Source organism: Flavobacterium sp. N502540 (assembly GCF_025947365.1).
In the GTDB taxonomy this organism is placed as follows: domain Bacteria; phylum Bacteroidota; class Bacteroidia; order Flavobacteriales; family Flavobacteriaceae; genus Flavobacterium.
Genome location: NZ_CP110012.1, coordinates 429,794 through 443,914, shown reverse-complemented (window position 1 = coordinate 443,914; position 14,121 = coordinate 429,794). Strand labels below are relative to the sequence as shown.

The window sequence follows — 14,121 nt, the reverse complement described above, 5'->3', positions numbered from 1 at the left end:
ATATTCTTTATGAATTTAATAGAACAATCCGAAGATTTTGTTAGTAATTTACTCAAAGATAAACTTTCTAATTTATATTCTTATCATAATTTCAACCATACTTTAACGGTCGTAAATGCTGTAAAAGAGCTTTGCAAAAAGGAAGATGTTACGGCTGAGGAGAAGGAAGCACTTTTAGTGGCGGCCTGGTTTCATGATACCGGGTACATTAATGGTTATGAAAAACATGAAGAAGAGAGCGTGAAAATTGCTACGGCTTTTTTGAAGGAAAAAGAATTATCGGATGAATTCATAACACAGGTTTCCGGTTTGATTCTGGCCACCGTAAAAGAGTATATTCCTAAAACACATTTGGAGAAAATAATCAAGGATGCCGATTTTGCTCATCTTATGGGTACTGAGTATGCAACGACCTGCGAATTATTGCGAATTGAATTAAAGAATACATGGAATTTAAACTTTTCAAACGCCGAATGGGCAAAAGAAAACCTGAATTTTTTAATGAACAAGCATCGTTTTTACACGGATTATGCGCTTAGAAAATGGCAACCTTTAAAAGAGAGGAATTTGTTGATGGTTCAGAAAAAGATTGAAAAGCAGGAAAAAAAAGAGGCCGAAAAAATCGAAGAAGAGAATAGAAAGAGAGATAAAATCGAAAAACCGGATCGTGGTATCGACACCTTGTTTCGTGTTACTTTAGGAAATCATACGCGTTTAAGCGGGATTGCTGATAGTAAAGCGAATATTTTATTGTCTGTAAATGCTATTATCATTTCGATTGCACTTTCTACGATTATCCCTAAATTAGACAGTCCGAAGAATGCGCATTTGGTTGTGCCTACTTTTATCATGTTGATTTCGAGCGTGGTGACCATTATTTTTGCCATTTTGTCTACACGACCAAAAGTAACAACCGGTGTTTTTACACGTGAGGATATCGAAGCTAAGAAAATTAATTTATTATTCTTTGGGAATTTCTACAAAATGCCTCTGGAAGAATATGACTGGGCGATGAACGAAATGATGAAGGATAAAGATTACCTGTATTCGACCATGATAAAAGATTTGTATTATTTAGGATTGGTGTTACAGCGTAAATATAATTTACTGCGTATTGCTTACAATCTTTTTATGATCGGTATCATTGTTACCGTAATCTCTTTTGTAATTGCATTCAAATCCATATAAAATCTCAACTAAAAATTAGTTGAGCTCATCTAGTAAGTCCTGATAGGTAATTTTTTTCGCTATGGGATTTGTATTGTTATTGATTACTTTAACACGAATGGCTCTTAGACCCGAAACTCCCTGAAGGTCTTCAACTTCAAATTGTTCGATGGAAGGCTCGAGAATTTTTTTGTGCTGCAGGTATTTGATGTATTTCAAATATTCAGCTTCCTCACTGTTTTGAGAATACACAATTGTAATTTTCTCTTTTTCCGTAATGCGGTCTTTTGTGCCTTTGATATTCGATTTGTCGATACGTTTTTTTACCACTTCATATCTGGCATTGTAGGTTCCGTCAACATCAAAACGTTTTTCATCCATTCTGAAACGGATCGAAAGCGGAGAAGTAAACACTAAAATTAAAGAAGTCACATCCAGTTCGTACGGGAGTGATTCTTTAAGCTGATGATGTTCAAGTTCCATTTCGCACAAGGTTTGTAACTGCCACAAGCGTAAATTGTGTAGATACATCATATCAAAGGGTTGAGTTGGCGCAATAGAAGCCCCAATGTAGAGGTTATGCTCCACACCATCTGTTTTAAATCGTTCGTAATAGTGTGGATAAATCTGTTGTGCTTCGAGTTGTTTTTTGTCCAGAACCGATGCTAGTTTTTTGTTGATAATAGACATCGCATTATCAAATTTCTTTCGCTCCTGATAAAACAATCCGCTCTTAGCATCCAGACTTTCAAAATACTGTTTTTCGAGTTTTTCGCTTTTTTCTGTTTCTTTCGTGTTTTTTAGAAGGGGATGAATTTCTTCTTCAATATATCGCTGAATATATTGCTCGGTATCTGCTTTTAAAGGAGCGTCAAGCTCGTCCCGAAAAGATTCCAGTTCAAATTTGCGCTGTTCCAAAAGGACCAGATTGTGGTTTGCATTCTGAGATTCGAAAATTTTCAGCAAAGCAGTCAATTGATTTTTAAGGTCGATCTTAACCGTTTCATTTCGATGTTCGGAAGAACCTTTGATGTCAATTTGCCCATAAAGCGGATATACGTTCTTAAACACAATTTCCTTAAAAATATAATCCTTGGTATGATTGATATTTTGGAAATAGTTTTGCGATTCTTTTTTGAATTTCCAATACACACTTGGATGAATGGTGGTATACTCGCGCTGAATAATGGCTTCAATCTGATGCTGCATATCCGTATTGTAACGATCAATCGTATCGGTCAGATACGGCAGAACCAGTTCGAGTTTTTTTGCATTAATCGTGTTGAGCGCTTTTATATCGGATGAAACCAGTTCTACTACCCCTAATAAATGCCCGTCTTTTACCACCGGAGCAAAGATGCAGCTTTGGATTCCCTGCTTTAATAAATGTTCCCCTAATTTTATATTGGGTGATTCTGCAATGAATTTTTCGACATTAGAAATCACCAAAGGTTCTTTATTGTCCAATAATTTTTCGAAAGTACAGCCAAAAAAAGCATTTTTACAATCGATCTCCTGATCTTTTGAAAGTAGAAAACTTTGCATTTGAGTGTCAAATTTGATCGGCCGTATAAATTTCTCTTCCTCCGGATTATAAACTATAAAGCCGACTTTTAAATCAGGAATTTTGAAGATCGATTTAAAAATATTGAATACAATTTCGTTTGTGGCAGCCGCTTTCGAATCAGGCTTTAACAGATTACTTTTCAGATTTGAAATAGCACTTTCTGTAGTTGCATCAAACAAAGAAACAATTCCAAAACCTTTCAGAATCCAGCTTCCCTTCGGAAATTTTGATTTCCAAAGTTCAAGATCGTTGTAGTTGTCCAGCAACAGATCGATATCGTCCTGGGTTAGTGAGATTGATTTTTCTGTTGGAATGACTTCCATGAAATCGGCATTGTACAGGATGCGATAGTGTTTTTCGATTCCATTTTCATCCGGTATATCATAGAAGAAAGGATTATTAAAGTCAAGACGTTGTTTGTAATACGCTCCTAAAATAATACAGCAGTTGTTGACATAAAATTGATGATCGTCAAAATCACGAATTTCCATATCAAACTCAGATCCTGCATTACTGAGGATTTTTTTAAAACGTTCGGTATAATTGAATGATAAATTTTGAAAAGGTATAGTAACGGCTTTTATTTCGTTATTCGTTAACGCAGTCGGGAAGATATCAGCCAACAGGTTTTTGATTAAAGCTTCATTGTCCTTAATGGTGGCGTAGTCCTTAATTCCGGTTCGAAGTTCCGGAAGTGCTTCTATTTGTTTTAAAATGGCTTTTGCGTAGTTAGCCCTGTAATCAACATCCGACAAAGCAATTTGTTCGAAAGATTCGATAAGCTTATGAAAGGAGATGATCGTTTCGAAAGGACTTTCGTTGTATAAAAGAATATCCATCTGAATTGGTTTAGACTGTAAATTTAAGCATAAATTAAGAATTTTTGGCATTTCATTATTTCTTTCCTTTATGATAGCATAGAGCAAAAGCTTGTCAATAGCAGGGGTAAAAAGCAATCTTTTTTTGTTTAACAAAATATTAACGTAATTAATAACGGAACGATCGTTCCGTTATTGTATCTTTGTATCAGAATAATCAAATAATCAGTAATTTAATAACAAGTAAAATGAAAAAATTAGAGAATAAAGTAGCCATTGTAACAGGTGGAAATAGTGGAATAGGGTATGCAGCTGCTGCGGATTTAGCAGCAAATGGGGCAAAAGTAATTGTGACAGGAAGAAACAAAGAAGCCTTAGCAAAAGCAGAAGCTGAATTGAAAGTAACCGGAATTGCATCGGACCAATCCGATTTAAAATCAATTGACCGTTTAGTTGCCGAAGTAAAAGACAAATTTGGTAAAATTGATATCCTGTTTTTAAATGCCGGAATCGCTTCTTTTGCTCCATTGGAATCTGCTTCAGAAGGTCATTATGATTCGATTATGGATGTGAACGTTAAGGGAGTTTATTTTACGCTTCAAAAGTTGTTGCCTATTTTAAACAACGGAGGTTCTGTTGTTTTTAATACCTCAATAAATGCCAATGTTGGTATGGAAAACTCGGGAGTTTATGCGGCAAGTAAAGCGGCTCTGTTATCTTTAAACCGTGTTTTTGCAACAGAACTGGCACCCAGAAATATCAGAATTAATGCGATTTCACCAGGACCTATTGAAACGCCTATTTTTGGAAAATTAGGATTAGAAAAAGCAGAAATCGAAGGATTTGGTGCAGCGTTAAGCGATAAAATTTTATTGAAACGTTTTGGTAAAGCTTCAGAGATTGCTAAGACGGTAACTTTTCTTGCCTCAGACGATGCTTCGTTTATTACAGGAACCGAAATTGTGGTTGACGGAGGGCTTACTGTAAACACCGTGGTTTAATTTTTTGCTCTAATTACGGAACAATCGTTCCGTAATTTTTCGTATCTTTGTAAGAGAAATTAATTATGAAGTTATGGCCAGAACAAAAGAATTTGATGAGGATAAGGCTCTGGATAAAGCTATAGAAATTTTTTGGTGTAAAGGATATAACGGTACTTCGGCACAGGATCTGGTAACGCATTTGGGGTTAAGTCGTTCGAGTTTGTATGATACTTTTGGAGACAAACAGAAACTTTTTTCAAAAGCTTTAAGAAGGTATCTGGAACATGGGCAGGAAGCCACAAGAAACCTTTTGAACCAATCAGAAGATATAAAAGAAACCTTAACCCAGATTTTTAAACAGGCGGTTCTTGAAAGTCTGGATGACCGAATGACAAAGGGGTGTTTTGTAGTAAATGCTGCTGTTGAACTCGCAATGCATGACGAAGAGATTGCTAAAATTGTGAGCGATAATCGGGAAACAGTGGAGGGGATTTTTTTGACAGCGGTAAAAAAAGGACAGCAGGCAGGACAAATTTCAACGCAATTAGAAGCAAGAATGCTGGCCCGTTTTATCTATAATAATTATACCGGAATCAGGGTACTGGCTCGCTCCGGAGAGAACAATAAGAAGGTTTACGATGATATTCTGAAAGCGATGTTTTCAGTATTGTAACTTTGGAATGAAGCATAAAAAAACGGCAATTACTAGTGTAGTTGCCGTTTTTTATTTTAAGTAAGTAATAGAAAATGAATGACTCTTAGCTTTTCTCTTCTTTATTGAAATACACTAAGTAGTAATACATTTGTTTTTCTTCATCCCAGCCTTTTTCAACAAATTTTTCAGCACTTTCCGGATTGATAAAATCCATTTTGATTTGAATGTGTGTGTCCAGATTAATCACGTTTTTGATCGATTTTCTGGCGTCCGAAACTGCGGCGTTGGCAATAGGGAATGAGGTTACATCTTCGATGCTGTATTTTTCTCCCTTATCCACTTTATAGTTTTTGAATTCAGGAATTAATTCAGGATTGTCTAATACTTCGTTTAAGAAATTTTGTTCTTCAAACTGATCGTTTTTTGCGAAATAATTCACAGATCGGTTCATGAACATTACTTCTTCTTTTTTGTCTTCTGCCGGTAAAACGACATCTTTGGCGAAGTTCTGGCAGAATTTTAAGTATTTTTTAGTGATGAAGTTTTCGTCTTCAAAAGCATCAACAGATAAAAAGTGCTCTAACCAGTAACGTGCGTCATAACGGTTGCTATCAACGGTTAGGATTTTGTATCCCTCTTCTTTTTTATAGTTAAAAATCAAACATCCTTTATCTAATTTACTTAAGTTGATTCCTTGTTGCAGGATCATTTCAAGATTGCTTTCTTTTTCTTCAAATTGTAAAAAATCAGCTTGTAACTCACTTTTAAAGATTCCAATAGCATCCACAACATTATTGTCGATACTTAAATTGGTCAGGTACGTGATATAAACCTCTCCGTTTTTAATATGCGGGTGATTGGATTGTTCGAATAGGTGCGTAGTAATTTTTTTTGAAACCTCGTGTAAGTTGCCAGGGTTGCTAAAAATTTCTGTCGCATATTTAAACATATCGTTGTAGTCTAAATCAACTTCGTGTGCAAACTGATAATAGTTTTCCTCTTTCTCTCTGAAAGGCTTAAAAAAGTACTCTTTGATCAAAGGAACAATTTCATCATTTAAGTTAAATGGTTGTTCCGATAAAAAAATCGCTTCGTTTCTGCTTTTGTTCCCTACGCGGTGTATCGCAAGCGTATCGATGTGGGTGTTGAATAAGTTGATCATATTTTTTTAGGTGCTGAGGTTCTTAGATGCTAAGTTACTAAGGTTTAGTTTCTTTGTTTTATTTTTTTTATAAAAGAAACTAACATTCGTTCTACTTCGCGACTGTCCTCGTATAGATTGTTAAAATCGTCTTCTTTTAAATAAGATATGTTTTTTGCAATTTCAAGTTGGGTTTGCATTTCAAACAATGATCCAATGGAAATACTCAAAAAACGTAAAAGATCTTTGTCGCTTTCTCTTCCAAATCCTTCCGCAATATTGCTGGGGATAGAGATAGAGCAGCGTCTAATTTGTGAAGTTAATCCGAAGATTTCTTCTTTTGGAAAATGTTTTGTTGAAAAATAAATTTTGGTTGTGAGAGCCATTGACTTTTGCCAGATAAGCAGATTTCTAAAATTACTCATGAAAATATTTTTAATTTGAAAAATTAAAAATAAGAAAAAACTCTCAAAATAAAAATCTTAGAACCTTAGCATCTCAGAACCTTAGCAACTTACACTAATTCCAATTCTCCTCAAATCCGTAATCTTCAAAGCTGTCATCGCCTTCGAACATGTCAAGATCATCTTCATCAAGATCGTCTTCAAATTCTCCGTAGATATCGTCGTGCATGTCTGCTTCAAAGTTCTTTTCTGTAGCTTCGTCCGGCATTTCTCCATGTGAGAATAATGTTTCAGGATATGGAGCTCCTGCGATTTGATCTTCAATAGCAGCTAATTCAACTAAGAATGTCCACATATTGATGAAATCATATACATAGATAATTTTGGTATTTTGTTCGTCTAAAATAGAAGATAACGGATAATCGCCCATCGTTCTTTGCTCACCGGGAACGTCACCCGTATCAAAAAGTGGAATCTCGTCTTCCTGATTCCAGGTTTCATCACAGGTATAAAACGAAGCCACTTCCATTCCGTCAAAACCAAAAGCGTTGAAGATAGCATTGTGTAAATCCTCAAGAGTATCGTCTTCAAGAATAGCAATGTCTCTAAAAATATCTTCTTCGGCGTCTAGAATTACTCTAAATTTATAAACCATAATCGTTGTTTTTATTGAAAGGTCAAAGGTAAAGTATAATTAACGATTTACGAATTTTGATTTACGAATTGTTGAAAAGATTTTTCTTTGCTTTAAGAGAAAGATTGGCAACTCTTATTATGCCTTTCTACTCAGACGTTTTCTAATCTTATGGTAGTGTTTGTGGTAGGTGCTGTGACTTGGATAACTTCTGCTGGAAGTCATGTTGTTGAAAATTAAAGCGGTCACAAATAAAATCAACACTCCAACTAATACTGGAGACAGCACATACATATACCCCAGATTTTTTATTTGCGGGGAAGCGGTGACCGCGATAAGCGCAGTGGCTCCTCCGGGTGGGTGAAGTGTCTTGGTAATCTGCATGAAAATAATAGAAAGTGATACGGCCAAAGGTGCGGCGATCCAGACAATATCCGGAACTAATTTATTTACGGAAACCCCAATAATAGCTGAAATCAAATGACCGCCAATTAAATTTCGGGGTTGTGAAAACGGACTTTGAATAATCCCGTAAATTAAAACACTTGAAGCGCCAAATGAGCCAATAAGATAAACAAGGTCGCTTCCTCCAAAATGTATTGACTCCAGATAAGCGAGAATTCCAATTCCGACAAAAGATCCCAGAAACGACCAAAAATGTTCTTTGTAGTCAATTAAAGTTTCTTTGTAAAGAATGTAACGTGTTTTGCGGTAACCTCTTTTTATGTTTGGAACGGGCATGATGTATTATTTTGAAATGCTGGGAGAATAAGAATATACGGTATACGGATAAATCATTTTTGCGGTATATTTAGAAATCAGGCAAACTACGAGAATTGGCAAAAATAAAGTATAATCGTTTGTTAAGCCACAGACTAAGAATATTGCTGTAAAAGGGGCATGGATGCTGGCACTCAATACAGCTGCCATACCAATAATCATAAAGTTTACCGGAATTACGTGTACGTGAAAAAAGGTATTCAATACAGATGCCAACAGTAACCCTAAAAAAGCACCAATGAACAAGCTTGGTGCAAATACACCGCCATCGCCTCCGGAAGCCAGTGTGATAGAGGTTACAATTGGTTTAAGAATCAATATACCAATCAATGTCAGCGATAAAGTTATAGTTAACGGAATTTCAGAAGTAGTGCTGAATATTCCTTTTATAGCGTGATATCCTTCTCCATACAATTGAGGAAAAATAAAAAGAGAAATACTTAAAACTACTGAACCAATTAAGATTTTATAATAATGCGTATCGATTCGTGAGAATTGAGATTTAAAAAATAAAACACAACGGGTCAGATAAACGGAATTTACTCCGGCCAGAATTCCTAAAAGGATGAAGTAAGGAATGGCTTTTAAATGCCAGGTGGTAATAGATACAGCAAACAGTGGCTCTTCTTTTAAGATGGTGAGCAAACCAAAAGCAATGGAAACAGCAATAATATTGGAAATAATAAAAGCGCGGGTTACTTTTCTGGAGATTACTTCAAAAGCAAATAAAATTCCCGCAATCGGACTGCTGAATAAAGCGGTTACTCCTGCTGCAACTCCTGCACATATTAGTTCGGTCTTGTATTTACGAAATACATTTTCTTTTTGTTGTGCAACAGAACCAATGGTGGCGGTGGCTACTACGGTTGAAACTTCAATTCCGGTAGAGCCTCCAAAAATGACCGTCAGTAATCCGTTGATAAAATGGGACGGAATTTTATAAGAAGGCAAGTTTTTGGAAGAGGATTTGGTACTTTCGAAAACCTCTTTAATACCCTTGTTTTCTTTTTTCTTAAAGAGATATTGTCTGAGAAAGTAAATAACGGACAATCCAAAAACGGGGAAGATGATATAAAAAACAGGATTTACGGAGACTTCATGAAAGAAAATTTCTTCGTAATATTCGGTAATTTTTTTGAGTGAGATTCCTAAAAAGGCAGAAAGAAAGCCAATTAATATGGAAACAATAACTAATTTTTTGAGGACAATAAATTGATGATTTTTTTTGATTTTCGCCGTTTTGTTCATCAGAGATCGATTTTGAAATCGCAATTTTTTATGCGGATTACAAAATTAGTTAATCAAATTCGGTTTTTAATACAAATCGCTCCCTATATTGTGTTAAAGTTATCCGTTAAAGAAAATGTTTTCTGCTCGTTTTGATCTTACCTTTCATAAAATTCAATGGGTAATTCGTCAGGATCGGCAATAAAAGTGAATCGTTTTTCAGTGAATTCATCGATTCGGATAGGTTCTGATTCGATGTTTTTAGTATTTAAAAAAGCGATGGTTTCCTCTAAGTTAATGACTTCAAAAGCTAAATGACGCAAGCCAACAGCTTCGGGTCTTGAAGGCCTTTTTGGCGGATTAGGAAACGAAAACAATTCGACGACATAAATACCATTCAGAGCTAAATCGAGTTTGTAGGATTGACGCTCCTCGCGATAGACTTCTCTAATAATAGTGAGTCCCAGAACTTCGGTATAGAATGTTTTAGATTTTTGATAATCCGAGCATAAAATGGCAATATGGTGAACTTTATTTAAGGTAAGCATTGATTTTTTATTGGGGTTCCTGATTTAATTTTCGAATAATTTTTGCCGGATTTCCAACGGCCAGCGAGTTGTCCGGAATGTCTTTGGTCACTACTGATCCCGCACCAATCACACAGCCTTTTCCGATGGTGATACCCGGACAGATTACCGTATTTCCGCCAATCCAGCAATCGTCTCCGATAGAAATAGGTAAAGCATTTTCGAGTGTTTTTCTAAGTTCAGCGTCAAGCGGATGGGTGGCGGTATAAATTTGAACGTTTGGCGCAAAAAACACATTTGATCCAATATTTACCGGAGCACAGTCCAAAACAACACAGTTTACATTAAAATAAACGTTATCGCCACATGAAATATTGTAACCATAGTCACAATGAAAAGGAGGTTCGATATAAAAACTCTTGCCTGCATTCGGAATCAATTCTGCTAAAATTTCCTTGGCTTTTTTGGTCATTCGATATTCAGTAACGTTTAAGCGGTGCAGTAAGTTTTTGGCTTTTCGGCGTTCTTTTACTAAAATAGGGTCACCGGCCAGATAATATTCTCCGGCAATCATTTTTTCCTTCTCAGTTTTCATAAAGTGTTTTTATATTTTTTTCTTGGCAATTTTGTCGTGTATTTTTAAAGTTTCCTGCAAAGCAGCGCTGGAATACCAAGGGGTTAATTCGGCTTCAAGCAGATTGGCTTTTATGGCAGGATCTGTTGCTACCAATGCTTTTGCTTCCTCTATAGTTTCAACATTAAAAATATAGATGCCTCGATAATTTCGGTCGTTTTTCATAAAAGGACCGGCAACAACCAGTTTTCCTTCTTTGGCTAATTTTCCGATATTCTCCATATGACCTTCGAACAGTTTCTTGCTTTCTTCTTTGGATGCAGTGGTGTTGCTTCCGGATTTTAAAAGACAGAAGACATATTTTTTCATTCCATATTCGTCGGCATTCAGAGATTTAGCCAGTTTTTCATCAAATTTAGTTTCTGATTCCTGACCGTATCCAATAGTGATTAAAAACAATAAAGCAAAAATTGAAAACAATTTTTTCATAGCATACTTATTTAAAGAAGTTTTTTCAAGATAACAATTTGTCCTAAATGATACACATCATGCTGAATAATTCCGTGAAGATGTTCATAATAAGTATGACCATTATTTACATAAATTTTAGCCAAATCGGCATCATCAAAATCCTGAAAGAAAGTATTCCAGGCTTCCTGTGATTTTGCCAGACTTTGAAGCGATTGCTCCCAAGCCGCTTCTGATGGGTCCAAGACAGGCACAAAATAGTTGTGATCCGGTGTTATTACTGTCTCTCCCTGCATACGATTTAGAATGTTTCTCCTCCATTGGATCAAATGGTTGGTAATTTCCCAAATGGTATTTAAGTTAGGATTTATTTTCCGGTAGGCCTGTGCGGCAGTTACGTTTTCTAAAGTTTTGGTTAAGTTAACTTCCAGCCATGGATCTCCATTATAAATGGATTGATACAGATTTGAAATTCTTTTGCTTTCTGACATAAATGAAGATTTTAGAATTCATAGCTAAGATACAAATTAGATATTTACAACTCATCCTTAAAATTCTACAATTGGGTTATTTAATATTTTTTAACAGGAAATGTTAAAATACATTTGCTCTATCAAAAACCAAAATCATGAAAACCAAAATTACTTTTATTTTATTATTATTTACCATTTTTACTTTTGCCCAGAATACGATTTCAGGAAAAGTTGTTGATCAAAAAGGAAAGCCGGTTCAGGGGGCTAATATTTACATAGACGGAACTTATGACGGCGCAACAAGTGCTGAAAACGGTAGCTTTTCATTCGAAACCAGCGAAAAAGGAAATAAATTTTTGGTAGTGAGTTTTTTGCTTTTCGAAACATTCAAACAGGAAATAGACGTTGCCAATTATAAAGATCAAACAGTGAAACTGAGAGAGAATGTAAATGCACTTGATGCGGTTGTTATCACCGCCGGGACATTAGAATCGGGGGATAAAGCAAGAGTTTCAGTTTTAAAACCTCTGGATATTGTGACTACCGCCGGATCTGCGGGAAACATTATTGCAGCATTACAAACTTTACCGGGAACACAAAGCGTTGGCGAAGACGGGCGTTTATTTGTTCGTGGAGGTGAGGCAAGCGAAACACAAACTTTTGTAGACGGACTTCGTGTCGCACAGCCTTATGGTGCAACGACTAATAATTTGCCAACCCGAAGCCGATTCTCGCCATTTTTGTTTAGCGGAATTGCGTTTTCAACCGGAGGATATTCTGCAGAATATGGTGAAGCCTTATCAAGCGTTTTGTTGCTAAACACTCAGGATGAACCGGATCAGAATAAAACGGATATTGCTTTAATGACTGTAGGTTTGGGAGTAGGGAATACTCAAAAATGGAAAAAAAGTTCGTTCAGTATCAATACCAATTATATTAATCTGGCACCTTACCAGGCTGTAATTCCGCAAAACGTAGATTGGAATAATCCGTATCAGTCTTTGGGTGGTGAGGCTGTATATCGCTATAATTTTGAGAGAGGAATTTTTAAATTCTACGCTGCTTTTGATGCGGAGAAATTCGATTTGAATCAGAAAAATGTCAATTTCGCTAATCCTATCCGAACGGATCTGGACAACAATAACTTTTATTTGAATGCATCGTATAAAGGAGATTTTGGAACAGGCTGGCAACTCACATCAGGAGTTAGTTACGGATACAGCAAAAACAAAATTAAGTTTGATATTAATGATGTGGACAATAATGAAAATGCAGCTCAGCTAAAATTAAAATTGAGAAAAAACATCTCGAATTATTTCAAGTTGTCATTTGGAGCCGATTATTTCATCACAAAGTTTAATGAAAATTATACGGATAATAATACTATAAAAACAGCAAATGGCTACGATTCTAATATTGCCGCTTTTTATACGGAAGGAGATATATTATTCTCGAAAAAACTGGCTGCAAAAGTAGGTTTCAGACTTTCGAATAACAGCTTGCTAAACGAAACAAACATTGCTCCAAGAGCTTCTTTGGCTTATAAAATTTCGAAAACGAGTCAGTTTTCATTTGCTTACGGAGATTTTACACAGACACCAGTAGTCGATTATATTAAATACTCTAAATACCATCAGTTTGAAAGTGAAAAAGCGAGACATTATATCTTGAATTATCAGTTCACCAAACCGGGGCAAACTTTTAGAGCAGAGGCTTACTATAAAGACTATAGCAATTTAGTACAATACAATACGAGAGATATTCAGTATAATTCGGTTTTCAACAACAACGGTTCGGGCTATGCAAAAGGATTGGATTTGTTTTGGAGAGACAGCAATCTGCATAAAAACCTGGAATACTGGATTTCTTATTCTTATATCGATTCAGAGAGACAGTACAAGAATTTTCCAGCGATGGTAACTCCTGGTTTTGTGGCTCATCATACTCTGTCTGTCGTAACCAAATATTTTATTACCGATTGGAAATCTCAGATTGGTTTTACGAACAGTTTCAGCTCCGGACGTCCGTACAACGATCCAAATCAGACACAGTTCATGAATGGAAGAACAAAAGCGTATAATAGTTTGAGCTTCAACTGGGCCTATTTATTAACCACTCAAAAAATCCTGTATTTCTCTGTTTCAAATGTATTGGGAACTCAAAATGTTTTTGGATATGATTACGCAAGAAATCCCGATACCAACGGAGTTTATAACAGACAAGCCATTATACCAACCGCAGATCGCTTTTTCTTCGTTGGTTTCTTCTGGACCATCAGTCAGAATAAAAACGAGAATCAGTTGAAGAATCTTTAAAGCTTTATAGTTACAAAGGTTCAAAGATGCAGAGGTCCAAAGGTTTTGAAAATTGAAGGACATAATTAGGTTCGTGCAAGAAATACTTTAGCCAGGTTTAGAATCTTTGAACCTTTGTAGCTTTGCATCTTTGCACCTCAGAAAAAAACAATTCAGTCATCAAAATCAACAACTCGGTATCATTTAATTTTAAAAGAATAAAATCCGATATACTTTTGAAGTATAAATTAAAAGGAACAAATAGACAAAGGTTAACGGATAAGAAAATAAAAACTTTGCCGCTTTGGAACTCTGAACCTTTGAACCTAAAAAAAAAGAGTTTTAATCATCAATAAAAACTTAGATTATCAAAATTTAAAATATTTAACAACTTTAAAAACAAGAAATC

General features: G+C 35.6%; 14 protein-coding genes. 4 read left to right on the top strand and 10 right to left on the bottom strand.

Translation table 11 applies throughout. The features are described from left to right. The first annotated feature begins 9 nt into the window (after window positions 1-9). Window positions 10-1,188 (top strand): Pycsar system effector family protein, encoded by a 1,179-nt coding sequence (locus tag OLM58_RS01970; protein WP_264531002.1) that lies wholly within the window; start codon window positions 10-12, stop codon window positions 1,186-1,188. 15 nt (window positions 1,189-1,203) lie between these two features. Here OLM58_RS01970 and OLM58_RS01965 read toward each other — a convergent pair whose 3' ends face one another. Beyond that, a complete protein-coding gene (locus OLM58_RS01965) occupies window positions 1,204-3,573 on the bottom strand; it encodes a GAF domain-containing protein (protein WP_264531001.1) in 2,370 nt (789 codons plus the stop codon). Window positions 3,574-3,800: 227 nt separating this feature from the next. Between OLM58_RS01965 and OLM58_RS01960 the strand changes: the two genes are divergently transcribed. Both OLM58_RS01960 and OLM58_RS01955 read left to right on the top strand, forming a co-directional pair. Then, window positions 3,801-4,553, top strand: a complete 753-nt coding sequence (locus OLM58_RS01960) for an SDR family oxidoreductase (protein ID WP_264531000.1) — start codon at window positions 3,801-3,803, stop codon at window positions 4,551-4,553. A gap of 73 nt (window positions 4,554-4,626) precedes the next feature. Then, a complete protein-coding gene (locus tag OLM58_RS01955) occupies window positions 4,627-5,208 on the top strand; it encodes a TetR/AcrR family transcriptional regulator (protein ID WP_264530999.1) in 582 nt (193 codons plus the stop codon). Window positions 5,209-5,293: 85 nt separating this feature from the next. On the opposite strand, the gene OLM58_RS01950 is transcribed toward OLM58_RS01955, so the two are convergent. The 9 genes from OLM58_RS01950 to OLM58_RS01910 all read right to left on the bottom strand — a co-directional run bounded on the left by OLM58_RS01950 (window position 5,294) and on the right by OLM58_RS01910 (window position 11,436). Further along, window positions 5,294-6,352 (bottom strand): nucleoid-associated protein, encoded by a 1,059-nt coding sequence (locus OLM58_RS01950; protein WP_017495225.1) that lies wholly within the window; start codon window positions 6,350-6,352, stop codon window positions 5,294-5,296. 44 nt (window positions 6,353-6,396) lie between these two features. Next, window positions 6,397-6,756 carry a four helix bundle protein gene (locus OLM58_RS01945; RefSeq protein WP_264530998.1) on the bottom strand — a complete coding sequence of 120 codons (360 nt, stop codon included), beginning with the start codon at window positions 6,754-6,756 and terminating at the stop codon, window positions 6,397-6,399. A gap of 94 nt (window positions 6,757-6,850) precedes the next feature. Then, complete coding sequence (locus tag OLM58_RS01940; protein WP_017495227.1) at window positions 6,851-7,390, bottom strand: IS1096 element passenger TnpR family protein; 540 nt, start codon at window positions 7,388-7,390, stop codon at window positions 6,851-6,853. Window positions 7,391-7,507: 117 nt separating this feature from the next. Then, window positions 7,508-8,110, bottom strand: coding sequence for an HPP family protein (locus tag OLM58_RS01935; RefSeq protein WP_264530997.1), 603 nt, complete (start codon window positions 8,108-8,110; stop codon window positions 7,508-7,510). 6 nt (window positions 8,111-8,116) lie between these two features. After that, entirely contained in the window at window positions 8,117-9,397 is a 1,281-nt protein-coding gene (locus OLM58_RS01930) for a chloride channel protein (RefSeq protein ID WP_264530996.1), read from the bottom strand. 137 nt (window positions 9,398-9,534) lie between these two features. Then, window positions 9,535-9,924, bottom strand: coding sequence for a VOC family protein (locus tag OLM58_RS01925; RefSeq protein ID WP_070907427.1), 390 nt, complete (start codon window positions 9,922-9,924; stop codon window positions 9,535-9,537). A gap of 7 nt (window positions 9,925-9,931) precedes the next feature. After that, window positions 9,932-10,498: a sugar O-acetyltransferase gene (locus OLM58_RS01920; protein ID WP_017495231.1), complete on the bottom strand. Its 567-nt coding sequence runs from the start codon at window positions 10,496-10,498 to the stop codon at window positions 9,932-9,934. A gap of 9 nt (window positions 10,499-10,507) precedes the next feature. Next, window positions 10,508-10,966, bottom strand: a complete 459-nt coding sequence (locus OLM58_RS01915) for a YciI family protein (RefSeq protein WP_264530995.1) — start codon at window positions 10,964-10,966, stop codon at window positions 10,508-10,510. A gap of 11 nt (window positions 10,967-10,977) precedes the next feature. Then, window positions 10,978-11,436 (bottom strand): DinB family protein, encoded by a 459-nt coding sequence (locus OLM58_RS01910; RefSeq protein WP_264530994.1) that lies wholly within the window; start codon window positions 11,434-11,436, stop codon window positions 10,978-10,980. A gap of 137 nt (window positions 11,437-11,573) precedes the next feature. Here OLM58_RS01910 and OLM58_RS01905 point away from each other — a divergent pair, with 137 nt between their 5' ends. Then, window positions 11,574-13,733, top strand: coding sequence for a TonB-dependent receptor (locus OLM58_RS01905; protein ID WP_264530993.1), 2,160 nt, complete (start codon window positions 11,574-11,576; stop codon window positions 13,731-13,733). The last annotated feature ends 388 nt before the right edge of the window (window positions 13,734-14,121 follow it).